The organism is Streptomyces sp. S.PB5 (assembly GCF_030403745.1).
Lineage (GTDB): Bacteria > Actinomycetota > Actinomycetes > Streptomycetales > Streptomycetaceae > Streptomyces.
Map to the genome: position 1 here is coordinate 87,169 of NZ_JAQMWP010000009.1, position 23,056 is coordinate 110,224.

24 protein-coding genes and 1 pseudogene are annotated in these 23,056 nt (G+C 68.7%); 15 read left to right on the forward strand and 10 right to left on the reverse strand.

Annotation, left to right across the window (positions count from 1 at the left end):
- The first annotated feature begins 47 nt into the window (after positions 1–47).
- Together PH203_RS24010 and PH203_RS24015 are read left to right on the forward strand one after the other, a co-directional pair.
- Positions 48–557, forward strand: a complete 510-nt coding sequence (locus tag PH203_RS24010) for a MarR family transcriptional regulator (RefSeq protein ID WP_289922552.1) — start codon at positions 48–50, stop codon at positions 555–557.
- 275 nt (positions 558–832) lie between these two features.
- A complete protein-coding gene (locus PH203_RS24015) occupies positions 833–1,222 on the forward strand; it encodes a hypothetical protein (RefSeq protein WP_289922553.1) in 390 nt (129 codons plus the stop codon).
- Positions 1,223–1,225: 3 nt separating this feature from the next.
- Here the strand turns inward: PH203_RS24015 and PH203_RS24020 are convergent, their stop codons facing one another.
- Entirely contained in the window at positions 1,226–1,567 is a 342-nt protein-coding gene (locus PH203_RS24020) for a DUF3817 domain-containing protein (protein WP_289922554.1), read from the reverse strand.
- Between the two features lie 64 nt (positions 1,568–1,631).
- On the opposite strand from PH203_RS24020, the gene PH203_RS24025 reads away from it, so the two are divergent.
- The gene (locus tag PH203_RS24025) at positions 1,632–3,332 is read left to right on the forward strand and encodes a methylmalonyl-CoA mutase family protein (protein ID WP_289922555.1); all 1,701 of its coding nucleotides are present in this window, start codon (positions 1,632–1,634) and stop codon (positions 3,330–3,332) included.
- Positions 3,333–3,449: 117 nt separating this feature from the next.
- On the opposite strand, the gene PH203_RS24030 is transcribed toward PH203_RS24025, so the two are convergent.
- On the reverse strand, positions 3,450–4,073 hold the full coding sequence (locus PH203_RS24030) for a TetR/AcrR family transcriptional regulator (RefSeq protein ID WP_289922556.1): 624 nt from the start codon (positions 4,071–4,073) through the stop codon (positions 3,450–3,452).
- A gap of 280 nt (positions 4,074–4,353) precedes the next feature.
- Here PH203_RS24030 and PH203_RS24035 point away from each other — a divergent pair, with 280 nt between their 5' ends.
- The 4 genes from PH203_RS24035 to PH203_RS24050 all read left to right on the forward strand — a co-directional run bounded on the left by PH203_RS24035 (position 4,354) and on the right by PH203_RS24050 (position 8,726).
- The gene (locus PH203_RS24035) at positions 4,354–5,340 is read left to right on the forward strand and encodes a tetratricopeptide repeat protein (protein WP_289922557.1); all 987 of its coding nucleotides are present in this window, start codon (positions 4,354–4,356) and stop codon (positions 5,338–5,340) included.
- 650 nt (positions 5,341–5,990) lie between these two features.
- Entirely contained in the window at positions 5,991–6,623 is a 633-nt protein-coding gene (locus tag PH203_RS24040) for a DUF6230 family protein (RefSeq protein ID WP_289922558.1), read from the forward strand.
- 137 nt (positions 6,624–6,760) lie between these two features.
- Positions 6,761–7,432, forward strand: a complete 672-nt coding sequence (locus PH203_RS24045; RefSeq protein WP_289922559.1) for a DUF6114 domain-containing protein — start codon at positions 6,761–6,763, stop codon at positions 7,430–7,432.
- Entirely contained in the window at positions 7,422–8,726 is a 1,305-nt protein-coding gene (locus PH203_RS24050) for a hypothetical protein (protein WP_289922560.1), read from the forward strand. Before PH203_RS24045 ends, PH203_RS24050 begins: the two co-directional genes overlap by 11 nt.
- Before the next feature lie 97 nt (positions 8,727–8,823).
- Here PH203_RS24050 and pyk read toward each other — a convergent pair whose 3' ends face one another.
- From pyk to pta, 3 genes are all read right to left on the reverse strand, one after another.
- Positions 8,824–10,248, reverse strand: a complete 1,425-nt coding sequence (gene pyk, locus PH203_RS24055; protein ID WP_289922561.1) for a pyruvate kinase — start codon at positions 10,246–10,248, stop codon at positions 8,824–8,826.
- 100 nt (positions 10,249–10,348) lie between these two features.
- The gene (locus tag PH203_RS24060) at positions 10,349–11,566 is read right to left on the reverse strand and encodes an acetate kinase (RefSeq protein ID WP_289922562.1); all 1,218 of its coding nucleotides are present in this window, start codon (positions 11,564–11,566) and stop codon (positions 10,349–10,351) included.
- Complete coding sequence (gene pta, locus PH203_RS24065; RefSeq protein ID WP_289922563.1) at positions 11,563–13,671, reverse strand: phosphate acetyltransferase; 2,109 nt, start codon at positions 13,669–13,671, stop codon at positions 11,563–11,565. Before pta ends, PH203_RS24060 begins: the two co-directional genes overlap by 4 nt.
- Before the next feature lie 284 nt (positions 13,672–13,955).
- Here pta and PH203_RS24070 point away from each other — a divergent pair, with 284 nt between their 5' ends.
- Positions 13,956–14,981 (forward strand): ATP-dependent 6-phosphofructokinase, encoded by a 1,026-nt coding sequence (locus PH203_RS24070; RefSeq protein WP_289922564.1) that lies wholly within the window; start codon positions 13,956–13,958, stop codon positions 14,979–14,981.
- A gap of 48 nt (positions 14,982–15,029) precedes the next feature.
- Here the strand turns inward: PH203_RS24070 and PH203_RS24075 are convergent, their stop codons facing one another.
- Positions 15,030–15,743 carry an XRE family transcriptional regulator gene (locus tag PH203_RS24075; RefSeq protein WP_289922565.1) on the reverse strand — a complete coding sequence of 238 codons (714 nt, stop codon included), beginning with the start codon at positions 15,741–15,743 and terminating at the stop codon, positions 15,030–15,032.
- A gap of 185 nt (positions 15,744–15,928) precedes the next feature.
- On the opposite strand from PH203_RS24075, the gene PH203_RS24080 reads away from it, so the two are divergent.
- Positions 15,929–16,429 (forward strand): PPOX class F420-dependent oxidoreductase, encoded by a 501-nt coding sequence (locus PH203_RS24080; protein WP_289922566.1) that lies wholly within the window; start codon positions 15,929–15,931, stop codon positions 16,427–16,429.
- Here PH203_RS24080 and PH203_RS24085 read toward each other — a convergent pair.
- Complete coding sequence (locus PH203_RS24085) at positions 16,421–16,612, reverse strand: hypothetical protein (RefSeq protein WP_289922567.1); 192 nt, start codon at positions 16,610–16,612, stop codon at positions 16,421–16,423. The two genes, PH203_RS24080 and PH203_RS24085, sit on opposite strands and share 9 nt — an antisense overlap.
- A gap of 11 nt (positions 16,613–16,623) precedes the next feature.
- Positions 16,624–17,475: a helix-turn-helix transcriptional regulator gene (locus PH203_RS24090; protein WP_289922568.1), complete on the reverse strand. Its 852-nt coding sequence runs from the start codon at positions 17,473–17,475 to the stop codon at positions 16,624–16,626.
- Positions 17,476–17,722: 247 nt separating this feature from the next.
- Here PH203_RS24090 and PH203_RS24095 point away from each other — a divergent pair, with 247 nt between their 5' ends.
- The 5 genes and pseudogenes from PH203_RS24095 to PH203_RS24115 form a co-directional block, all read left to right on the forward strand.
- Positions 17,723–18,220: an ATP-binding protein gene (locus PH203_RS24095; protein WP_289922569.1), complete on the forward strand. Its 498-nt coding sequence runs from the start codon at positions 17,723–17,725 to the stop codon at positions 18,218–18,220.
- Between the two features lie 18 nt (positions 18,221–18,238).
- On the forward strand, positions 18,239–18,541 hold the full coding sequence (locus PH203_RS24100) for a hypothetical protein (RefSeq protein ID WP_289922570.1): 303 nt from the start codon (positions 18,239–18,241) through the stop codon (positions 18,539–18,541).
- 77 nt (positions 18,542–18,618) lie between these two features.
- Entirely contained in the window at positions 18,619–18,918 is a 300-nt protein-coding gene (locus PH203_RS24105; protein WP_289922571.1) for a DUF6247 family protein, read from the forward strand.
- Positions 18,915–19,205: a hypothetical protein gene (locus PH203_RS24110; protein ID WP_289922572.1), complete on the forward strand. Its 291-nt coding sequence runs from the start codon at positions 18,915–18,917 to the stop codon at positions 19,203–19,205. Before PH203_RS24105 ends, PH203_RS24110 begins: the two co-directional genes overlap by 4 nt.
- Before the next feature lie 58 nt (positions 19,206–19,263).
- Positions 19,264–19,388 (forward strand): annotated as a pseudogene (locus PH203_RS24115) (ATP-binding protein); the annotation flags it as partial.
- 54 nt (positions 19,389–19,442) lie between these two features.
- Here PH203_RS24115 and PH203_RS24120 read toward each other — a convergent pair.
- Both PH203_RS24120 and PH203_RS24125 read right to left on the reverse strand, forming a co-directional pair.
- The gene (locus tag PH203_RS24120; RefSeq protein WP_354671259.1) at positions 19,443–21,425 is read right to left on the reverse strand and encodes a tetratricopeptide repeat protein; all 1,983 of its coding nucleotides are present in this window, start codon (positions 21,423–21,425) and stop codon (positions 19,443–19,445) included.
- Positions 21,426–21,519: 94 nt separating this feature from the next.
- Positions 21,520–22,398, reverse strand: a complete 879-nt coding sequence (locus PH203_RS24125; protein WP_289922574.1) for a 5'-methylthioadenosine/S-adenosylhomocysteine nucleosidase — start codon at positions 22,396–22,398, stop codon at positions 21,520–21,522.
- Between the two features lie 26 nt (positions 22,399–22,424).
- Between PH203_RS24125 and PH203_RS24130 the strand changes: the two genes are divergently transcribed.
- A complete protein-coding gene (locus PH203_RS24130) occupies positions 22,425–22,961 on the forward strand; it encodes a hypothetical protein (protein ID WP_289922575.1) in 537 nt (178 codons plus the stop codon).
- The last annotated feature ends 95 nt before the right edge of the window (positions 22,962–23,056 follow it).

Genomic DNA, 23,056 nt, shown 5'->3' on the forward strand with positions numbered 1-23,056 from the left:
CAAGACGGGGCTGACCACGATGTGACCGGCCGGTAAGGTCTGGTGCCGTGCCGAAGCCCCTCAGTCTCCCCTTCGATCCCATCGCCCGCGCCGACGAGCTCTGGAAGCAGCGCTGGGGAAACGTGCCGTCCATGGCGGCGATCACGTCGATCATGCGCGCCCACCAGATCCTGCTGGCCGAGGTCGACGCGGTGGTCAAACCCTACGGACTGACCTTCGCGCGCTACGAGGCCCTGGTCCTGCTCACCTTCTCCAAGGCCGGCGAGCTGACCATGTCCAAGATCGGCGAACGTCTGATGGTCCACCCGACATCGGTGACCAACACCATCGACCGCCTGGTGAAGTCGGGCCTCGTCGACAAGAAACCCAACCCCAACGACGGCCGCGGCACCCTCGCCGTCATCACCGACAAGGGCCGAGAGGTCGTCGACGCCGCCACCGCCGACCTCATGGCCATGGACTTCGGCCTCGGGGTGTACGACGCGGAGGAATGCGGCGAGATCTTCGCGATGCTGCGCCCACTGCGGGTCGCGGCGAACGACTTCGACGAGGTCTGAGGGGCGCGGCGCGGGCGGTCTGCGACGCCGGTCAACGCCCGCGGGACGGGTCACGCCCGTGGGTGATCTCTCCGCTGCATGATCGATACGGCGGCGGAGGTCTGCCGTTTCCCCTGCGATCTTGTTGGGCGGTCATCGTCCGGACGATCGGCGTCCGGGCCCAACGGGAACAGGGGAACCTGCCTTGTCGAAGCTTCGTCGTGCCGCTCGTCGCTTACTGACCGCCGGAAGTGCCGTCGTGGTCATCGGTGCCGTCGCGCTGGGGGACCGGGGGAGTGGCGAGCGCCAGTGCCACCGGGACCACTGCGATCGGGACGTTCGACTACGACCTGCGCGGGGCCGGCGTGAAGGTGCCGGTCGGGTGCTTTCTGACGCACTCCATCGACGGATCCGGCAAGCGGATCACCAGCCGGCTGGCGGGTGTGGACTGCATGGGGCTCGCGGCGACCTTCTCCAAGTTCTGCAACTGGAGGATCGACTTCACCTACGCGGACACCGGCAACCGCACGTACAAGACCTCGCGGGGCAGGACGCACACCGAGTGCAGGCGTGATCCGCTGCGGCGCAACTCGGCGCAGACGCTGCCGAAGTACGGCAAGGCCTGCGCCAGGTTCTACGTGAACGGCAAGCTGCGGGCCACGCAGTGCCACTTCATCACGAAGTGAGGGTCAGGCCGCGGCGGCCTTGGGGGCGGCGTCCTCGGTGATGAGGGGGGTGACCTCTCGGGTCACCTTGCGCTCGACGAAGAACGCGGCGGTGGGGACCGTACCGGCGAGGAGCACCCAGGCGAGGCGGCCCAGCGGCATCTTCGCCTTGGTGCCCAGGTCGAAGGCGAAGACCAGGTAGAGCACGTACAGCCAGCCGTGGGCGATGCCGACCACCGAGACGAAGCCGTCGAACCCGTCCATACCCAGCAGCCGCTTCCCGATCACACCGATCGTCAGCAGGATGAGCAGGACGGCGGTGACGTAGGCCATCACCCGGTAGCGGGTCAGGACGCTCTTCTTCATGCCGTCGAGAGTAACGGGTGGTTCACCGTCGACATTTACTAGGACGTCCTAGTAAATTCGAAGCATGGACGCTGACGCCATCGAAGAGGGCCGCCGACGGTGGCAGGCCCGGTTTGACGCCTCTCGTAAGCGGGAGGCGGACTTCACCACGTTGTCCGGGGACGCGGTGGAGCCCGTGTACGGGCCTCGGGCGGGGGATCGGTACGAGGGGTTCGAGCGGATCGGGTGGCCGGGGGAGTATCCGTACACGCGGGGGCTCTACGCGACCGGGTACCGGGGGCGGACGTGGACCATCCGGCAGTTCGCCGGGTTCGGGAACGCCGAGCAGACCAATGAGCGGTACAAGATGATCCTCGCCAATGGCGGGGGCGGGCTGTCCGTCGCCTTTGACATGCCTACTCTCATGGGGCGGGACTCCGACGATCCGCGGTCGCTCGGAGAGGTCGGGCACTGCGGGGTCGCCATCGACTCCGCCGCCGACATGGAGGTGCTGTTCAAGGACATCCCGCTCGGGGACGTCACCACCTCCATGACCATCAGCGGGCCCGCTGTTCCGGTCTTCTGCATGTATCTCGTTGCCGCTGAGCGGCAAGGGGTTGATCCCCGTGTGCTCAACGGGACCCTCCAGACCGACATCTTCAAGGAGTACATCGCGCAGAAGGAGTGGCTCTTCCAGCCCGAGCCCCATCTGCGGCTCATCGGGGACCTGATGGAGTACTGCGCGGCGGGCATTCCTGCTTACAAGCCGCTCTCCGTGTCCGGGTATCACATCCGGGAGGCGGGGTCGACGGCCGCTCAGGAGCTCGCTTACACGCTCGCCGACGGGTTCGGGTACGTGGAGCTCGGGCTCAGCCGTGGGCTCGATGTGGATGTGTTCGCTCCCGGGCTCTCCTTCTTCTTCGACGCCCACGTCGATTTCTTCGAGGAGATCGCCAAGTTCCGGGCCGCGCGGCGGATTTGGGCGCGGTGGATGCGGGATGTGTACGGGGCGAAGTCCGAGAAGGCGCAGTGGCTGCGGTTCCACACGCAGACCGCCGGTGTGTCACTGACCGCGCAGCAGCCCTACAACAACGTCGTACGGACCGCCGTCGAGGCGCTCGCCGCCGTGCTCGGCGGTACCAACTCCCTGCACACCAACGCCCTCGACGAGACCCTCGCGCTTCCCAGCGAGCAGGCCGCGGAGATCGCGCTGCGGACGCAGCAGGTGCTGATGGAGGAGACCGGGGTCGCCAATGTGGCCGATCCGCTGGGGGGTTCCTGGTACGTCGAGCAGTTGACGGATCGCATCGAGGCCGACGCCGAGAAGATCTTCGAGCAGATCAAGGAGCGGGGCCTGAGGGCGCATCCCGACGGGCGGCACCCCATCGGGCCGGTCACCTCCGGGATTCTGCGGGGGATCGAGGACGGATGGTTCACCGGGGAGATCGCCGAGTCCGCGTTCCAGTACCAGCGGGCCTTGGAGAAGGGTGACAAGAGGGTGGTGGGCGTCAACGTCCATCACGGGTCCGTCACCGGGGACTTGGAGATCCTGCGGGTCAGCCACGAGGTGGAGCGCGAGCAGGTCCGGACGCTGGGTGCGCGGAAGGCGGCGCGGGACGAGGGCGCGGTGCGGGTCGCACTCGACGCGATGCTCGCGTCCGCACGGGACGGCGGCAACATGATCGGGCCGATGCTGGACGCCGTACGGGCCGAGGCGACGCTCGGGGAGATCTGCGGGGTGCTGCGGGACGAGTGGGGGGTGTACACGGAGCCGGCGGGGTTCTAGCCCGCGGCTTTGCCGTCGAGGCGGGATGGGTGCGTGGCCCGGTGCCGTCTGCACCCACCCGTGCCGCACGCCCGGTGGCACGCCTGCCCGCAGGCTGCGTGGCTGGTGTCCTGCGCGCTACGTCGCTGCTCCCATGAGGCCCAGGAGCAGGACTCTCGTGAAACTGTGGACCCACTCCTCGTCCGCCGGTTCCGCGCTGACCAGGGTGCGGTGGACCACCGCACCCGCGACCACGTCGAAGATGAGGTCGACCGTGCGGGCGGCCTCGGACGGGTCGGATTCCGGGGGGAGTTCACCGCGCGCCTCGGCCCGGGCCCGGCCCTCCAGGACCAGCCGCTTCTGGCGCTCGACGATCGAGCAGCGGATGCGCTCGCGGAGCGCGTCGTCGCGGATCGACTCCGCCACCACCGCCATCAGGCCGCTCTTCGCCTCCGGCCGGGCCAGCAGGGACGCGAACTGCAGGACCACGCCCTCGATGTCCGCGGCCAGCGTGCCCCGGTCGGGCAGTTCCAGTTCGTCGAAGAGTTCGGCGACGGCGTCCACGACCAGCTCGTTCTTGCCCGGCCAGCGACGGTAGAGCGTCGTTTTCGCAACCCCCGCCCGCGTCGCCACGTCTCCCAGGGTGAGCTTGGACCAGCCCAGCTCCACCAGGGCCTGACGCGTGGCCGCGAGGATGGCGGTGTCCGCGGCGGCGCTGCGGGGGCGTCCTGTGGCGCGTGGGGCGGGAGTGCGGCTCTGCATCCCATGACCATAACCGGCGTTTCCTGTGTGGCCGTGAGGGAGATCACCAGGTCGTGGTACCGCGGAGGCACCCGGTGCCATTACGCTACGACTCGTAGCGAAACCACTGGCGTGGGGTGGGGACCCGGCGTCGAAGACCGAACGAAGAAGAGAAGAAGACCGGACAGACAGGCCTCCGCTCGAGAATCGGCCGGGGCCCGCCCGCGGCGGAACCGCTGTTGAATGCAGCCTCCCCCGGGGTATGGAGCACTTGCGCACGCCGACGGGGGAGGATAGACGCATGCAGCCACGGAACATGTCCATGAGCGGAGTCGTCGACCTCGCCGCGGTGAAGGCGGCCCAGGAGGCCAAGGCCAAGGCCAAGGCGGAGCAGGCACGCGCCGAAGCCGCCCGGCAGGGCGGCGGCCCGGGTGCGGTGTCGCCCGCCGATCTCGTCATCGACGTCGACGAGGCCGGGTTCGAGCGTGACGTCCTGCAGCGCTCCACCGAGGTGCCCGTCGTCATCGACTTCTGGGCCGAGTGGTGCGAGCCCTGCAAGCAGCTGAGCCCGGTGCTCGAACAGCTCGTCGTCGAGTACAACGGCCGGCTCCTCCTCGCGAAGATCGACGTCGACGCCAACCAGATGCTGATGCAGCAGTTCGGGGTCCAGGGGATCCCGGCCGTCTTCGCCGTCGTCGCCGGGCAGGCCCTGCCCCTCTTCCAGGGAGCCGCCGGCAAGGAGCAGATCCAGCAGACCCTGGACCAGCTGGTGCAGGTCTCCGAGCAGCGGTTCGGCCTCACCGGCCTCACCGTCGACCCCGACGCCCAGCCCGGCGCCGAGCGCGCCGCCGCTCCGCCCGTGCCCGCCGGGCCGTACGACGCGCTCCTGGAGGCGGCCGTACAGGCCCTGGACGCCGGGGACTTCGGCGGTGCGGTGCAGGCGTACAAGAACGTACTGAGTGACGACCCGGGCAACACGGAGGCCAAACTGGGCCTCGCCCAGGCCGAGTTGCTCCAGCGGGTGCAGTCTCTCGACCCGCAGCAGGTGCGCAAGGAGGCGGCGGAGAAGCCGGCCGACGTGCCGGCGCAGCTCGCCGCCGCCGATCTGGACCTCGCCGGCGGACATGTGGAGGACGCCTTCGGGCGGCTCATCGACACCGTGCGGCGCACGTTCGGTGACGACCGGGACGCCGTACGTGTGCGGCTGTTGGAGCTCTTCGACGTCGTGGGGGCCGATGATCCGCGGGTGGTCGCGGCTCGCCGCGCGCTTGCGCGTGCGCTGTTCTGACCGGGGCACGAGCCCTGTTCTGACCAGTCGCTAAACACTCGGGCATGTGGTGCCCGAGTGAAAAGTCTGCCGACGGAGTGCCACTGCGGCCGCGCTTTACCAAATCTTGGTAATCGCGGCCGCTGTTACTGCAAGTAAGTTTCGGGCGTTGATCTGTCGGATTCTGTCCCTTCATCAACATCTTTGTCCGGCCCCTACGACACACCCAGAGTCGTCGGTCGAGACCAGCGGGTCGTTGTTCGGTTATCCGGCCGTTACTACCGAGTAACGAAGCCCCTTGTGCGGGCGGCGAGAATGCACCACGATCGGCGACGCTCGGTCCATTCCCCGTACCCCGACAGCCGGTCGGGCCCGCGGGAACTCCTGGGTCCCCACCGAGTAGAGCCGGCGGCAGTGGCGCCGTCTCTTGGACAGGGGGGTCTTCGCCTTCCGGCGAAGCCTGTCCAGCAAGGTTGTGCGTGATGTGCGTCAGGCGCGACCAGTGGTTGTCGCTCGGGGGTGATCGCCGGTGATCGGTGCGCGGTTCGCGCCTGAGTACGGGCGCTCTCCTTCCCGAGGACGTAGCACTTCTCCCATCCCTGCCCGGCTGGGCCGTCTTGTTCGACAGGGGCAGTCAGGGTCAGGAGATGTACGTCCGAGAAGGAGGAAATATGGAGTCCCAGGTGCGTGGCGGGACCAGATGGAAGCGGTTCGCCGTCGTGATGGTGCCCAGCGTGGCCGCCACGGCCGCGATAGGTGTCGCCCTCGCGCAGGGCGCCCTCGCCGCGTCGTTCAGTGTGTCGGGTCAGTCGTTCAAGGTGACGGCGGACAAGCTCGTCGGTACGGGCTTCTCCCAGTACGGCGCCATTGACTCGGGTTACACCCTCGACGGCAAGAAGACGGCTCACCCCGTCGCGGTGTCCGCGTTCAAGAACGCGACGCTCACCAACATGTGCCAGTCGGTGGTCACCCCGAACATCCCGCTCATCGGTACCGTCAGCCTGCAGCTGAAGGCCGGCGGCGGCGGTACGCCGGTCGAGGCCGAGAACCTCTACGTCGACATCGAGGAGCTCGAGGCCAACGCGACCTTCGAGAACATCGACATCGGTGTTGCGGCCAAGGACGCCTCGAAGGGTCCGGGTATCGCCAAGGGTGACACCGCCAACCCGTTCGGGTTCGCCCAGCAGGCCGAGAGGGCCACGCTGACCGACGTGAAGCAGACGGCGTGGGCCACCACCGCCGGAACCTTCAAGCTCAGCGGCCTGAAGATGTCGCTGTCGACGGGTACCAAGGAGTGCTACTAAGCACTCTGTGACGGGCGGGGGAGCCGACGGCGCCCCCGCCCGTCCACTCTCCGGCCGCTGTTCGCACGTTCTCCACAAGCGGCCGCACTCAGCACAACTCACCACCACAGCAACGCCGTGACAGGGAGCTGTTTTCCATGAGCGCCGAGACTCCTGCCGTACCCGGCCGCGATGAGCACTACCTCCGGGTCATCAAGCGGAAGTTCCGCGCCTGGCGGGGCGAGAGGCCGTTCTGGGCCGGGTTGTTCATCATGATCGGCGGATTCCCCATCGCCTACTTCCCGTACGCGAACCTCCAGATCGGCCATCTGACGCTGGCGATGGCCACGACGGCGGGCGCGGGATCCCTGATCATCGGCGTGCTGCTGGTCGTCCTCGGTGTCAGCCTCTGGTTCCAGAAGCACGTCCGCACCTTCGCGGGCGTCGCGGCGATCCTGCTGGCCCTGGTGTCCATCCCGGTGTCCAACCTGGGCGGCTTCCTCATCGGCTTCCTCTTCGCCCTCATCGGCGGGGCCATGGCCGTGGCGTGGGTGCCGGGCGAGCCGCCGGCGCCGGAGCCGGTCCAGAAGGGCGGTGCGGAGGGCAGCACCCCCGAGGGTGCGGTGCCCACGCTCTCGAAGGACACGTACGGCAAGGACACGTACGACAAGGACGCGTACGCCGACGACACGCACGACAAGGACGCGTACGCCGACGACACGCACGACAAGGACGCGTACGACAAGGGCACGTACGACGGCGGTGAGCCGAACGATCTGTCTGGAACGAGCCCGGCGAACGGGGCGAACGGGAGGCGCAGTGCCGGCTGACGAGGTGACCCACGGGACTGATGTGGAGTCCCGTGCGAGAACCGGGCCGCGGCATGCCGCGCCCAAGAAGCCGCTGTTCACCCGGTTCCACATGCCGGCCGGAAAAGCGATAGCCCTGGCGGCGATGCCGACGGCGGTCCTCATGGGGATGGGGTTCACACCGACGCTCGCCAACGCCGAGGACCAGCCCGCCTCGAAGAGCCTGACGGCCGACGAGTACAAGGACTGTGTCGCGGCCCTGGAGGACGGCGCGTCCGCCTCGGCCTCGCCGTCCGCGAGCGCCGGTGAGTCGGAGGACGAGGCGGAGGCGACCCCCTCGGCGTCCGCGACCTCGGACCCGGACCCGGGCTCCGACTCCGGTTCGGGCGGCGGCTCTTCGTCGGATTCAGGTTCCGACGACGAGACCGAGCCCACTCCGTCGGCGTCCGCCGGTTCGCCGTCCGGCGAGCCTCAGTCCGGCTCCACCCCGACGCCCTCGCCCTCGGCCTCCGAGAGCGGCGGCAACGTGCTGGAGGAGATCGGCGACGCGATCACGGGCATCTTCACGGGCGGCGAGAGCGAGACGCCGTCCGCGAGCGCCAGCCCGACGCCGTCCGCCTCGGCCTCGGAGAGCGCGTCCGAGGACGGCAAGACCGACGACGCGGCCGACGCCGTCAAGGACACCACCGACAAGGTCACCGACACGGTCAAGGACACCGTGAAGGACACGACCGACGCGGCGTCCAAGGCGGCCGAGGACACCACCGACGCGGTCAAGGAGGCGGCCGAGGAGGCCACCGCCAGCCCGTCGCCGTCCGCGAGCTCCAGCACGGACCCGGACGACTGCCCGGTCGCCACGGACGCCGTGGGCGGTGTCGACAACCCCGTTCCGCTGCCGGACGAGCCCTGGTACCTGAACGCCAGCTCGCTGCTGCTGAAGGGCGCCGACTACAAGGGCATCGTCAAGGTGAGGACGGCCAACGGCACCACCAAGGAAGTGCTGAAGTACGTCATCTCCGACGGCACCGACATCGGCGACCTGCACCAGACGGTGGAGGACGAGCAGTCCGGCAAGACCTACCACGTGCAGGCGGCCAAGGGCTCGACCTCCACGATCCGTGACGGCGACACGGTGATGTACACGGAGAGCATCTCCGGCAACCTGCTGGGTCTGATCCCGGTGACGTTCAGCCCGAAGAGCCCGCCGCCGCTGAACATCCCGCTGATCTACTTCACCAAGGTGAAGGTCGTGCAGGCCGGCCAGTTCGGCGGCACCCTGCACGTGCCCGGGCTGCACAGCTACCAGACCGACTGAGCGCCCCCACAAGCCCGTTCGGGAGCCGCAACACGCCTGAGGGCGCCCCCTGATCCAGGGGGCGCCCTCAGCGCCGTACAGAGCCTTTTGCGGCTGGCTACTTCTCGCCGCCCAGGTGGTGGACGCGGACCATGTTGGTGGTGCCGGGGACGCCGGGGGGCGAGCCCGCGGTGATGATGACGATGTCGCCCTCGCTGAAGCGGTTCAGCTTGGAGACCTCGCCGTCGACCAGGTCGACCATCTCGTCGGTGCTGTTGACGAACGGCACGACGTGCGACTCCACGCCCCAGCTGAGGGTCAGCTGGTTGCGGGTGCCCTCGTCCGTGGTGAAGGCGATGATCGGCTGGGCCGCGCGGTAGCGGCACAGACGACGGGCCGTGTCACCGGACTTGGTGAAGGCGATCAGGCCCTTGCCGCCGAGGAAGTCGGCGATCTCGCAGGCGGCGCGGGCGACCGAACCGCCCTGCGTACGCGGCTTCTTGCCCGGGACGAGCGGCTGCAGGCCCTTGGAGAGCAGCTCCTGCTCGGCCGCCTGGACGATCTTCGACATCGTCTTGACGGTCTCGATCGGGTAGGCGCCGACGGAGGACTCCGCCGAGAGCATGACCGCGTCCGCGCCGTCCAGGATCGCGTTGGCCACGTCGGAGGCCTCGGCGCGGGTGGGGCGGGAGTTGGTGATCATCGACTCCATCATCTGGGTCGCCACGATCACCGGCTTGGCGTTGCGGCGGCACAGCTCGATGAGGCGCTTCTGCACCATCGGGACCTTCTCGAGCGGGTACTCGACGGCGAGGTCGCCGCGGGCCACCATGACGGCGTCGAACGCCATCACGACGTCCTCCATGTTCGCCACCGCCTGCGGCTTCTCCACCTTGGCGATGACGGGGACCCGGCGGCCCTCCTCGTCCATCACCTTGTGGACGTCCTGCACGTCGTTCGCGTCCCGGACGAAGGAGAGCGCGACCATGTCGCAGCCCATGCGCAGCGCGAACCGGAGGTCCTCGACGTCCTTCTCGGAGAGCGCGGGCACGTTGACGGCCGCGCCGGGCAGGTTGATGCCCTTGTGGTCGGAGACGACACCGCCCTCGATGACGATCGTCTTGACCCGGGGGCCCTCGACGTCCAGGACCTTCAGCTCGACGTTGCCGTCGTTGATGAGGATCTGGTCGCCGCGCGAGACATCGCCCGGCAGGCCCTTGTAGGTGGTCCCGCAGATCTGCTTGTCACCCGGGACGTCCTCGGTGGTGATGACGAACTCGTCACCGCGCTCCAGCTCCACCGGACCCTCGGCGAAGGTCTCCAGACGGATCTTCGGACCCTGGAGGTCGGCGAGGACACCGACGGCCCGGCCCGTCTCCTTGGCGGCGGCACGGACGCGGTCGTACCGCCCCTGGTGCTCTGCGTGCGTGCCGTGGCTGAAGTTGAAGCGGGCCACATTCATGCCGGCCTCGATCAGCGACACCAGCTGTTCATGGGAGTCGACCGCGGGGCCGAGAGTACAGACGATTTTCGAACGGCGCATGGGGCGATCCTATCGGTTTGTTTCGCTACGGAATATTCCGTCTGGTGGAAGATACAAATGGGCGGCAATGCGCTCAGGCGTGTTACTGCCGTGTAATCCCTCAGCCCTTCATTCCGACCAGTGCGTAGGTCTGAGTCGCGATCTCCAGTTCTTCATCGGTGGGCACCACGGCCACGGCCACGCGACCGTGCTCCGGCGAGATCAGCCGCGGTTCGTCGCTCCGTACGGCGTTGAGCTCGCTGTCCACCATGAGGCCCAGTTCCTCAAGGCCCGCCACCGCAGCCTCTCGCACGGGGCTCGCGTTTTCCCCGACTCCCGCTGTGAAGGCGACCGCGTCCACCCGGCCGAGCACGGCGTAATACGCGCCGATGTACTTCTTCAAACGGTGAATGTAGATGTCGAAGGCGAGTTGCGCCTGTTCGTCACCCTCGTCCACGCGGCGGCGGATCTCCCGCATGTCGTTGTCCCCGCAGAGCCCGATGAGACCGCTCTTCTTGTTGAGAAGAGTGTCGATCTCGTCCGTGGACATTCCGCCAACGCGCATCAAATGGAAGATGACGGCAGGGTCCATGTCTCCGGATCGCGTACCCATCACGAGCCCCTCCAAAGGCGTCAGCCCCATGGAGGTGTCCACGCACCGCCCACCGCGTACGGCGGAGGCGGACGCCCCGTTGCCGAGGTGCAGCACGATGACGTTCACGTCCTCGGGCGCCTTGCCCAGCAGCTTCGCCGTCGCCCGGGAGACGTACGCGTGCGAGGTGCCGTGGAAGCCGTAGCGCCGGACGCGGTACTCGTCGGCGGTCGCGGTGTCGATGGCGTAGCGGGCGGCCGACTCCGGCATCGTCGTGTGGAACGCGGTGTCGAAGACGGCGACCTGGGGGAGGTCGGGGCGCAGCGCCTGGGCGGTGCGGATGCCGGTGAGGTTGGCGGGGTTGTGCAGCGGGGCGACCGGGATGAGCCGCTCGATCTCGGCGAGGACCTTGTCGTCGATGACGGTGGGCGCGGTGAAGGTCTGGCCGCCGTGCACGACCCGGTGCCCGATGGCGGCCAGCTCGGGCGAGTCGAGCCCGAGCCCGTCCTTGGCGAGTTCTTCCGATACGGCCTTCAGGGCGGCCTCGTGATCGCGGATCGGTCCGGTCCACTCGCGGGTGGTGTCGGACTCGACGTGCGTGTGCTTGAGGCGGGAGGTCTCCTCGCCGATCCGCTCGACGAGTCCCATGGCCAGCCGGCTGCTGTCGCTCATGTCGAGCAGCTGGTACTTCACCGACGAGGAGCCGGAGTTGAGGACGAGGACGCGGGTTCCGCGGGGGGAGCTCACTGGGCGGTTGCCTTCTCGGTCGGGGACGACGGGGCGGGGGACTGGGCCTGGATCGCCGTGATGGCGACGGTGTTGACGATGTCCTGGACGAGCGCGCCCCGGGACAGGTCGTTGACCGGCTTGCGCAGCCCCTGCAGGACCGGCCCGACGGCGATCGCGCCGGCCGAACGCTGCACGGCCTTGTAGGTGTTGTTGCCGGTGTTGAGGTCGGGGAAGATCAACACGCTTGCCTGACCGGCGACTTCGGACTCCGGCAGCTTGGTCGCGGCCACGGTCGGCTCGACGGCCGCGTCGTACTGGATCGGCCCCTCGATCTTCAGATCGGCCCGCCGCAGCCGCACCAGCTCGGTGGCCTCGCGCACCTTGTCGACGTCGGCGCCCGACCCCGACGTGCCCGTCGAGTACGACAGCATCGCGATCCGCGCCTCCACCCCGAACTGCTCGGCGGTGGCGGCCGACTGGATGGCGATGTCGGCGAGCTGCTCGGCGTCGGGGTCGGGGTTCACGGCGCAGTCGCCGTAGACGAGGACCTTGTCGGCGAGGCACATGAAGAAGACGGACGAGACGATGTCGGCGTCCGGCTTGGTCTTGATGATCTCGAAGGCGGGCCGGATGGTCGCCGCCGTGGAGTGCACGGAGCCGGAGACCATGCCGTCGGCGAGCCCCTCCTGGACCATCAGCGTGCCGAAGTAGTTGACGTCGGAGACGACGTCGTAGGCCAGCTCCACGGTCACGCCCTTGTGGGCGCGCAGGGCGGCGTACTTCTCGGCGAAGGAGTCGCGCAGTTCGCTGGTGGCCGGGTCGATCAGCTGGGCCTGGCCGAGGTCGATACCGAGGTCGGCGGCCTTCTTGCGGATCTGGTCGACGGGACCGAGGAGGGTGAGTTCGCAGACCCCGCGGCGCAGCAGCACCTCGGCGGCGTGCAGGACGCGGGGCTCGGTGCCCTCGGGGAGGACGACACGGCGCTTGTCCGAGCGGGCCTGTTCGAGGAGCTTGTGCTCGAACATCATCGGTGTGACCCGGTCGTTGCTGGGTGCGGAGACCCGCTTGAGGAGGTCGCCGGTCTCGACGTACCGCTCGAAGAGGCCGAGCGCGGTCTCCGCCTTGCGCGGGGTGGCCGCGTTCAACTTCCCTTCCATGGCGAAGAGTTGCTCGGCGGTGGGGAAGCTCAGGCCCGGGACCGAGAGGACCGGGGTGCCCGGGGCGAGACGGGCGGCGAGGGTGAGGACGTCGTCGCCCGGCACCTCGTTGAGGGTGAGCACCACGCCGGCTATCGGCGGGGTGCCGGCGCTGTGCGCGGCCAGTGCGCCGACGACCAGGTCGGCGCGGTCGCCCGGGGTCACGACGAGACACCCCGGCGTCAGGGCGCCGAGGAAGTTCGGCAGCATGGCGCCACCGAAGACGAACCCGAGCGCGTCCCGGGCCAGCCCCGAGTCGTCGCCGAGCAGCACCTTGGCGCCGAGGGCCTGGCCGATCTGGGAGACGGTCGGCGCGGAGAGCGCGGGCTCGTCGGGGAGGACGTAGCAGGGGACGGGCATCCGCGAGGAGTCCAGCCGCTCGGCGATGAGGTCCCGGTCCTCGCGGGCGACCCGGTTGGCGATCATCGCGAGGACGTCACAGCCCAGACCGTCGTAGGCGCGGTAGGCGTTGCGGGTCTCGGCGAGCACGGACTCGGCGGTCTGCCGGCGGCCGCCGACGACGGGGATCACCGAGGCGCCGAACTCGTTGGCGAGCCGGGCGTTGAGGGAGAGCTCGTCGGGCAGCTGGGTGTCGGCGTAGTCCGTCCCCAGGACGAGTACGACGTCGTAGTCCCGCGCGACGAGATGGAACCGGTCGACGAGCGTCGAGACCAGCTCGTCCGTCCCCCGCTCGGCCTGGAGGGCGGACGCCTCGTGGTAGTCCATGCCGTAGACGGTGGCCGGGTCCTGGGAGAGGCGATAACGCGCGCGCAGCAGCTCGAACAGGCGATCGGGACTGTGGTGGACGAGGGGCCGGAAGACACCCACCCGGTCGACCTGCCGGGTCAGCAGCTCCATGACTCCCAGCTCGACGACCTGCCGGCCGTCGCCGCGGTCGATTCCGGTCACGTACACGCTGCGGGTCACGCGTGCTCTCCGTTCAGAAAGAGGGGGCGCAGTTCAGGAAGTAGGGGCACAGTTCAGAGGGGTACAAAGATCGCCCACCGGGGTGAGCAGAACCCTCTTGACAGTACCCCCGCAGGTAGATAAGGCGCCCGTCAGGCCCAAGGGCCCGGAGGCGGGACGAAAGGCCTCCGGTGGCCTACCAGGACGGACCGTACGGAAACCGTACGGAATCGTCATCGACCTGGGGATCGTGAAACAATCGTGCTGGCTCACCGGTATCAACAGCGAGCAGGAGACACAGCACGATGCGTATCGGAGTTCTCACCGCAGGCGGCGACTGCCCCGGCCTGAACGCAGTGATCCGGTCGGTCGTGCACCGAGCGGTCGACAACTACGGCGACGAGGTCATCGGCTTCGAGGACGGATACTCCGGACTGCTGGACGGCCGTTACCGTGCGCTTGACCTCGACAGCGTGAGCGGCATCCTGGCCCGCGGCGGCACCATCCTCGGCTCCTCCCGGCTGGAGCGCGACCGTCTGCGCGAGGCCTGCGAGCGGGCCGAGGACATGGTCGCGGAGTTCGGCATCGACGCCCTGATCCCGATCGGCGGCGAGGGCACGCTGACGGCGGCGCGGATGCTGTCGGACGCGGGGCTGCCGGTGGTCGGAGTGCCGAAGACGATCGACAACGACATCTCGTCGACGGACCGGACGTTCGGCTTCGACACGGCGGTCGGTGTCGCGACGGAGGCGATGGACCGCCTGAAGACGACGGCCGAGTCCCACCAGCGGGTGATGGTGGTCGAGGTCATGGGCCGGCACGCGGGCTGGATCGCGCTGGAGTCGGGGATGGCGGCGGGTGCGCACGGTATTTGTCTGCCCGAGCGTCCGTTCGATCCGGCTGACCTGGTGAAGATGGTCGAGGAGCGGTTCTCGCGAGGGAAGAAGTTCGCGGTGATCTGCGTGGCCGAGGGTGCGCATCCTGCCGAGGGGTCCATGGACTACGGCAAGGGTGAGATCGACCAGTTCGGACACGAGCGGTTCCAGGGCATCGGTACGGCGTTGGCGTACGAGCTGGAACGGCGGCTCGGCAAGGAGTCCAAGCCGGTCATCCTCGGGCATGTGCAGCGGGGTGGTGTGCCGACGGCGTACGACCGGGTGCTCGCGACGCGGTTCGGGTGGCATGCGGTGGAGGCGGCGCACCGTGGGGAGTTCGGCCGGATGACCGCCCTGCGCGGGACGGACATCGTGATGGTGCCGTTGGCGGAGGCGGTGACCGAGTTGAAGACGGTGCCGAAGGATCGGATGGACGAGGCGGAGTCGGTCTTCTAGGCGGTCCCTTTCGTTTCGTCGGGTAGGCGGTCCCTTTCGTCGGGACCTCTAGCCCGTGATTTGCTGGACGTTCGTCCAGAAGTTGTCGACGATCCTGTCGAGGTAATCGCGGCCGGAGTGACTGGAGTCACCGGCCGCGTTTCCTTCTCCCCAGCTCAGCGTCGCGACCATCTGCCCCTGGTACTGCTGGTGCAGCTCCTGGAGGACGTCCTCCAGGAGGCGCCGGTCCAGGGGGACGAGCTTGGCGATGGGGCGGACGTACGCCTGCCAGCGGGTGGTGACGGCGCTGCGCAGATACTCGGCGAGCCGCGCCTCGCGGCCGGTGACCGTGACGAAGTCCGGCAGGGCCAGGTCGAGGACCTCGGCGAGGACGGCGGACTGGCGGTCGTTGCCGCGCCAGTCGTTGTTCTCCTCCATGCGCAGATACGCGAGGAGTTCGAGACCGAGGGCATGGGCGACGTCCTCGGGGGCCAGGCCGCGGCTGATGCGGTGTTCGCGCAACGTGCGGGGCTTTCCGATGAGTTCACCGGGGGAGCACCACAACACGCCTGCGAGGGCTGTGAGTTCGGGGCTGGTGGGGTTGGACATCCCGCGTTCCCAGGCGATGACGAGGTCCGGGGTGACGTAGGGGAGGCCGTATGAGGCCCGCATGCCGTAGGCGACATGCTCGGGGCCCATGTTCAGGGCGGCACGGAGTCTGCGGGCTGCGGGGGCGTTGAAGGGAGGGCCTGGCTGGTTCGGGAGGGCTGGGGGTCGGCGCACGGGCACAACGTAGGGGCGCGGGGCTGTGGAGACTACGGTCTGTTCGGCCAGGATCACGGATTGTAGGAACGTACGGTTTCGGCCAAGGGTTCGGGTGGCTGGTGCGTTGCTGTCGGTGGGGCGGGGTCGTGGCCAGGATGGCTCGTCACAGATCTTGAGTGCGTGACCGGAAGGGCGGCGGTTCCGTGTACGAGGTGAACGGCAAGGTAGAGGGGCATATTCGCGAGCGGCTGCTGGCGCCGAACTTCTGGCACCTCGCGACGGTGGGCTCCGACGGGACGCCGCAGATCTCGCCCATGTGGGCGGATCTCGAAGGGGAGTACGTGATGGTCAACACGGCAATCGGACGTGTGAAGGAAGAGAACCTGCGGCGCAATCCCGCCGTTTCACTGTCCCACCATGATCCGGAGAACCCTTATGACCGGGTGGAGATCCGGGGGCGGGTGGTCCGGTTCGTGGAGGGGGAGGAGGCGGAGCGGTCCATGGACCGGCTGACGCAGAAGTACATCGGGGAGGAGCGGTATCCGTGGCTCCTCCCCGGGGAGCGGCGGGTGATGTTGTTGATCGAGCCGGTGCGGGTTCGGTGGGTTGTGGGGGTGGAGCCGTTTCGGGCGGGGGTGTTGCCGGAGGGGGAGGGCAGGGACGGGGGTGCGGGTACGGTCCCGGGTGCGGGGGCGTCAGAGTAGGTGGTCTGCTTTGCCGGCCTTGATGTCCCGGATGAGGGTGGCGAGGGCTTCGCGGGTGTCGGTGAGGGGTTCGTGTTCGCGGCCGGCTATGGCTATGTAGGCGTTGCCGTGGGGGTCGGTGCCTAGGCGGAAGCAGTTGTTTCCTTCGGCGCAGAAGGGTTCTTCCCAGGTGATCTCGGGCATGGGGGATCTCCTCAGAGGTGCTGGGCGATGGTGTGCATCAGGTCGCGTGAGTCCTGCGAGTTCGCGGTGTGGGCGTGCCACCACTCCATATGGGCCCGGTACTTGGCGAGTTGGGCGTCGCTGTGAGTGAACTCGCCGCCGTGTGCGGAGTCGAGCTGGACGGTGTCGAGTTGAGGTACGGGGCCTTCGGCGTACAGAACCGCGTGTCCAGCGCCGGGGAAGGCTCCGGCCTCGACGGGGAGTACGCGTAGCTCGATGTTGTCGTGCTCGGACATCTCGCACAGGTGCAGCAGCTGCTCGCGCATGGCGCGGCGGCCTCCGAACTGCATGCGCAGGGCCCACTCGTGCACGTACGCGACGTAGTCGACGGGGGTGTCCCGGTCGAGGACCTGCTGCCGCTGCATGCGCTGCATCACGCGCAGTTCCACCTCTGACTTCGGCAGTGGGGGCAGGGCTGCCGCGAAGATGGCGCGGGCGTAGCTGCTGAGCTGGAGCAGGCCGGGAACGTGGACGGTCTGGTAGCTGCGCAGCCGGGAGGCGAACCACTCCAACTCGGCTACGTCCAGAAGGCCTTGTGGCAGGTTTCCCCTGAACTGGTCCCACCAACAGCGCTTTCGCGCATCGGCCATGGTGGCCAGCGCCTCGATGTAAACCTCGTCGGCGCAGTCGTAGTTGCTGGCGAGTATGCGGACTCGCTCGGGTGAGGTGGCCCGTACTCCCGACTCCATGTTGGACACCTTCGTGCGGTCCAGACCGAGTAGCCCGGCGGCGTACTCCGTGGTCCGGCCTGCCGCGAGCCGCATTTTGCGCAGCTCGGCGCCCAGGCGCTTCTGGCGTTCCGTCGGTGCGGGCCTTGTTGGCATCGGCACCTTCCTCCCCGTCGTGGACTGGGTCAGTCTGCACGGCGCGGGCGCGTGAGGCCAAACCTCTCGGAGGCAATGCTTGAGATGAGGTGGCACACGTGCCCCCAAATGCCCTACCGTCGGTGACGGTTCACTTACGGCGTGCTGTTGCCCGGAAGTGCATCGCGCGAGCCTGCCTGCGTTCGTGCGACAGGCCACCGGGTGAGTCGGCAGCCGTTCAATGTCCGCTGCCCTCAGAGGAGTTGCCATGTCCGCTGTGCTGTCCGTGTCCGCCTGCCCCCTCTCCGACGACGTACGGGAGTTCGCCCCGCCCTCACCCGACTCCCTCGCCTACAGCTTCACGCTGCCTGCCGGGCCGATGAGTTCGCGAGTTGCCCGGGCGGCGACTCGTGTCGTCCTGCGGGCACATGAGCTGGAGGACATGACCGACGCCGCCGTGCAGGTCGTCGCCGAACTCGCCGCCTGTGCCTGCCGGTTCACGCCCGACGCCGAGGTGTATGTGTCGTTGCGGTTCCGGGACGGGGCGTTGCGGGTGAGCCTCTATGACGGGCATCCGCGGCACAGTCATCCGCGGCTTGTGGAGGCTTGCGATGCGCGGAGGCGGGGGGCGTTGCGGGTGTTGGGGTGCGTGGTGCGGGTGTGTGAGGGGGAGTGGGGGTTCGGGGAGGCTCGGGAGCCGGGGGGTGGGACTCGGATGTGGGTGGTTTTGCCTCGGGTGGGGGTGGCGGGGGGATGGGGTTGTTAGGGGAGGGAGTCGGCTTGGGTGCGGGCACTGGCGGCTTCGGTGGGGTTACGAGGAGCGCTCGGCCGGTATCGGGAAGACGGTGTCCGCGGACTGAAGGCCCCGGACATCGTGGTCGAGCCCGCCGTGCGGGAGGTTGCGGCGGTGCTGGTCCGACCTGGGCCGCGGGTCAGTGTGTGGGGTGCGTGGCGGGTCGTCGTCAGTGTGGGCGGTCAGGGGGACACGGGGGACGGGTCCGTCGTGGTGCTGGGGCTGGACGAGGGGCCGTCGATGCGGGTGCACGCGGCTGAGCCGCTGGTCGTACGGCAGGGCGGGGACGGGTGAGTGCGGCGCAGCCGGCTCGTGATCGATCGGTGAGGACGATAATGGCGGTAACCGCATTCCCAGCGCGAGGAGACCTCATGGGTGCGCAGCACGACGAGACACCCTCCGGACATCACTCCCCACTCCCGCTGAGGACGATAGGAGACATCCGGGCCGCCCTGCGCGAGGGGCGCGGCTTCCCTGGCGACAGGGAGGACTTCGAAGCGGACCTCACTCGTGCCCTTGAGGCCTCCACGGAAACCGACCTCACGGCGGTCGCGGCGGTCATCGTCGACTACCGGGGGCGCATCCGCGTGTACTCGGATCCCGGTTTCGACGACGCGCTTCAGGAAGGTCTTGCCCTCATCGCCAAGATCAAGAAGGACGGTCACGCGTGACCCGTGTCGTCGCCGTGATCACAGAGTCCGTGGTGAAATGCCTTGAGCTGCTCGGACCTGTCGCAGGGCAAGCGGTCGAGGCGCTGCGGCAGGAGCTTGAGGGCACGCCGCGTCTTGGCGTCCTTCGCTGTGCGCGAGGCGGACAGGAGGTCTACAAGACGCGACTCGAACGGCGCGAAGGAATGCCGGGGCTGGCGGTGGCTTACCTGTACACGCTTCAGCCGCCTCCACCGGCGGTCGCGATCATTACGGTCACACCTGATGACGTGGGCGACGGCGACATCTGAGCGTGACGGAGAGCCACGCGCGGACGCGGCTTCCCGGTCTGGCGGCCCCTGTTTTGGGCTGGGGGCGGCCTGCGGCGCACGTAGGCGAGCGGCGTTGCGGGTGTTGGGGTGCGTAGTGCGGGTGTGTTTGGGGGAGTGGGGGTTCGGGAGGCTCGGGAGCCTGGGGGTGGGACTCGGATGTAGGCGGTGGTGCCTAGGCGGGGGCTCGGGGGTATTTGGGGGTGGAGTGAGGGCGGGCTACTCCCGGAGTTCGGCGGCCCACGCGCGGGCTTGGGCGGCTCGCTCTGGGGCGTTGGCGCGCGTGTAGGCGTTGGTGGCCTGGAGGTAGGCGGCGCGGGCCTCGGCGGTGCGGTGGGCGTCCTCGTAGGCGCGGGCCAGATTCTCCAAGGTCCGCCCCTCGACGTACCAGTCCTCGAACTCTCGGAGTGTCTCAAGTGACGTGCCGTACGCCTCAATTGCCTCCTCCACCCGGCCCTCCACTCGCAGGGCGATGCCGAGGTTGCCCCACGAGATGGCCTCGCGGTGACGGTCCTTCACGGCCTGGTAGAGGTCGCAGGCCCGGGAATGGGCCTCGACAGCCTCCCCCGCCCGGCCCGCCTTCCGCAGGGCATTGCCGAGGTTGTTCCACGCGGTGGCCTCACGATGGCGGTCCCTGACGGCCCGGTGCAGGTCGCGTGCGCGCGTGTGGGCCTCGATCGCCTCCTCGGTCTGGCCTGCATCCTGTAGGGCGTTGCCGAGGTTGTCCCATGCGCTGGCCTCGCGGTGACGGTCTCCAACATCCCGGAACAAGTTGCGTGCGCGGGCGTGGGCCTCGACCGCCTCCTCGGCCCGGCCCAGCTCCCGCAGGGGGCCGCCGAGGTTATTCCATGCCATTGCCTCGCCCAGCCGGTCCTCAGCCCGGTGCGCGGCCTCCCGTGCTGTCTCTGCAACAGCGATCCAGTCGTCGAAATACCGCCGCCAGCGCAGATACACAGTCAGACACTCAGCCAGATGCACTCCTGCGTCCGTGAACCGCTCGTCCCGCGCCCAGCCCACCGCCGCCACCAGACCCGCCCGCTCTCCGTCAAACCACGCTAACGCCCCCGCTCGGTCCCTGAAGCGCTCCGGTACCGGCATCCCCGGCAGCCACCGCAACCGGTCATCCGCCGCGTCCGCCCACCGGTAATAGAACGCCAGTACCCGCTCCTGAGCCGCGTCCCCCTCCTCACGCAACCCCATATCCCCCGCCACCACGCCCGCCCCGAACGCGCGCACCAAGTCATGCACCCGCCACCGCGTAGCGGCTGGTGAACCGTCAACACCCCGCACCGATGTGACGAGATGAGTCGCGGCGAGATCCTCGAGCAGTGACAGCGCGGTCCCCCTGTCGAGGTCAGTCAGGGCGGCGATCGTCTCTGTGCCCGTCTCCGCCCCCGGCGCCAGGCAAAGCAGTCGCAGCAGCCGGGCCTGATCGTCCGGCAGCCGTCGGTACGACGCCTCCAGCACAGGCCGCAGAACGAGCGAGCGCCCATACAGATCCGTGCCGGGACTGCCACCGTCGAGGACCGAGGTCGGGTCCCCGGCCTCCCGGATCTCGGTCACCAAGGAGGCGATTTCCCGATTCCGTCGCCGACGCAACATCCCCGCGGCGATCTGGAGCGCGAGGGGCAAATGGCCGCACAGGTCGGCCAGTTCGCGCAGCGCGTCGGGTTCCCGCGCCGCGCGTTCGTCGCGTTCGTCGGTGTCGTGCAAGGCGCGCGTCACCAGGGCCACGGAGTCGTCAGGGGAGAGAGTCTCCAGGTCGATGAGGCGGATCGGCAGCGCGTCGGGGCGGTCCCGTGACGTGATCAGCACCCTGTGGCGGTCCGTGCCCGGCAGCAGCGGCAAGTACTGCGACGGATCCGACGCATTGTCCAGGATCAGCAGCGTCCGCTCCCGGTGCACGGCAAGCAGCTCGCGATACGCGTCGTACTGGCGCTCGGTCGTCGGCGGCAAGTCCTGGTCCCGCACACCCAGCGCGTCCAGCAGCGCCAGCACCGACTGATCGGCCGTGACCGGGTCGTCGTCGTAACCGCGCAGGTCCACAAATAGCGTTCCGCCGGGGAACCAGCCCTTCCCCCGTGCCCGGTGCGCCGCCTCCACCGCCAGCGCCGTCTTGCCGATGCCGCCCATGCCGGTGACGGCGAAGATGAGGACCGGGAGGGCGGTCGTATCGTCGTCGGTCGGTGCTAGGTGCGGCAGCAGGCGGTCCAGTTCCGCCGACCGGCCCGTGAAGCCGGGTGGGCGCAGCGGCAGCGTGGCTGTGGCGCGCGGGACCGGACCGTGGGCGGTTCCCCTACCGCCGCTCGGTTCTCTTCCCGGTGACGGACCCGTAGAAGGCCCCGCCCCGGAAGTCGATGTGGTCTCCGCCGTACGTAGATCCGCCGTCTCCGCCGTCCCGACCGTCCCCGCGTGAATGGGGCCCCTCCTGGTCGGAGGAACCACCACGAGGCCCATGCCGACGAAGCACCGCAACCGTCACCGCGGCCGCCTGCCTGGCGGCGAGCGGCTGGGAACCCTTGGCGTCGGCCTTGTGCTTGTCCGCGTTGGCGTGGTCGCTGATGCCACGGACGATCAAGGAGTCCAACCGCCCGTTCAGATGGGCAGCTTGGGTCGCTCCGTACCCCTCCATCTCGATCGCGGCCGCGTCGTTGAAGTTCCGGCGGATGAAGGCGGCGATCGCGGAGTCCGCGTCCGCCAGGACGACATCCCCCGTGGCGATCGGCGCGAAGTGCGGCCGTACGTCGGGCATGTCCTTGACGGCGAAACGGGCCGCCTGCTCCAGCGCGTGCGAACCCGGCAGCGACTTCGGGCGGACCAGGAAGCCGTCCGGTGTCTGCTTGCCGCCGTGGATCTCGTACACCTGCGTCCCTACGACGACGTCTCCGATCTCCACGTCGTCCTTGAGGCTGCCTGCGACACCGACGAAGAACACGGCCTCCGGGCGCAGCCAGTTGATGAGCTGGGAGGTGAGAGCGGCGGCCCGGTCGGCGCCCACGCCCAGCTCGGCGAGGGCGATCTGCCATGCGGTGCCGGGGAGTCGGCCCTGCTCGATGCGGGTTCCGTCGCGGTGGACGCGCTCCTGACGTTCCTCGACGTGCGCGCGTACGGCGTCGTATTCGAGGGGAAGCGCAGTCAGGACGAGAGCGGTGGATATGGTCTCCGGCACACTCATAAGGTACGCCGGGGGAAGGGAAACGCGTGGCTGAACAGGACGTCACCGTCGGGCAGTTGCTGCTCGCCGAGTACCAGACGATCAAGGACGAGCAGAAGGCGCGAATAGGGTTCCGCGACAACCTGCTGTACGTCACCCTCGCTGTCGTCGCCGCCGTCATCGCGGCAGCCGCGCAGGCCAAACAGGCGTCGATGCTCCTGGCGTTGCCGCCGGTGTGTGTCGTGCTCGGGTGGACGTATCTCGTGAACGACCAGAAGATCTCCGCGATCGGTGCCTATGTGCGCGACCAACTCGGGCCCAGGCTCGCGGAGTTGGCGGAGCCGGGCGGCGGGTTCGAGGCGTTCGGGTGGGAGACGGCGCATCGGGGGGACGCGCGGAGGAAGTCGCGGAAGGCCGTGCAGATGGGCGTCGACCTGATGGCGTTCTGTGTCGTGCCGATCGCCGCGCTGGCGGTGTTCTGGCTGGCAGGGGGGAGCCGGTCGCTCGTCGCCGTGTCGGTGGTGGAGGCGCTCACCGTGGGCGGGCTCGGGTGGCAGGTCGTGGGGTACGCGAAGCGGGCGTGAAGTCCGTTGCACAGCCCTACCTTTGACTTACGGTCACTTGCCGGCTGACGGGGGCGGCACCGGGTGGCATGGAACGGGCGGGCGGGACGAACGAT

What these genes read in the sequence shown, in the direction of transcription:
- PH203_RS24105 (WP_289922571.1), top strand. Translation starts at nt 18,619, where the DNA reads ATGGGTGCGCAGCACGACGAGACACCCTCCGGACATCACTCCCCACTC.
- PH203_RS24045 (WP_289922559.1), top strand. Translation starts at nt 6,761, where the DNA reads ATGAGCGCCGAGACTCCTGCCGTACCCGGCCGCGATGAGCACTACCTC.
- pyk (WP_289922561.1), bottom strand. Translation starts at nt 10,248, where the DNA reads ATGCGCCGTTCGAAAATCGTCTGTACTCTCGGCCCCGCGGTCGACTCC.
- PH203_RS24125 (WP_289922574.1), bottom strand. Translation starts at nt 22,398, where the DNA reads ATGAGTGTGCCGGAGACCATATCCACCGCTCTCGTCCTGACTGCGCTT.
- PH203_RS24035 (WP_289922557.1), top strand. Translation starts at nt 4,354, where the DNA reads ATGCAGCCACGGAACATGTCCATGAGCGGAGTCGTCGACCTCGCCGCG.
- PH203_RS24020 (WP_289922554.1), bottom strand. Translation starts at nt 1,567, where the DNA reads ATGAAGAAGAGCGTCCTGACCCGCTACCGGGTGATGGCCTACGTCACC.
- PH203_RS24025 (WP_289922555.1), top strand. Translation starts at nt 1,632, where the DNA reads ATGGACGCTGACGCCATCGAAGAGGGCCGCCGACGGTGGCAGGCCCGG.
- PH203_RS24030 (WP_289922556.1), bottom strand. Translation starts at nt 4,073, where the DNA reads ATGCAGAGCCGCACTCCCGCCCCACGCGCCACAGGACGCCCCCGCAGC.
- PH203_RS24070 (WP_289922564.1), top strand. Translation starts at nt 13,956, where the DNA reads ATGCGTATCGGAGTTCTCACCGCAGGCGGCGACTGCCCCGGCCTGAAC.
- PH203_RS24095 (WP_289922569.1), top strand. Translation starts at nt 17,723, where the DNA reads ATGTCCGCTGTGCTGTCCGTGTCCGCCTGCCCCCTCTCCGACGACGTA.
- PH203_RS24085 (WP_289922567.1), bottom strand. Translation starts at nt 16,612, where the DNA reads ATGCCCGAGATCACCTGGGAAGAACCCTTCTGCGCCGAAGGAAACAAC.
- PH203_RS24090 (WP_289922568.1), bottom strand. Translation starts at nt 17,475, where the DNA reads ATGCCAACAAGGCCCGCACCGACGGAACGCCAGAAGCGCCTGGGCGCC.
- PH203_RS24040 (WP_289922558.1), top strand. Translation starts at nt 5,991, where the DNA reads ATGGAGTCCCAGGTGCGTGGCGGGACCAGATGGAAGCGGTTCGCCGTC.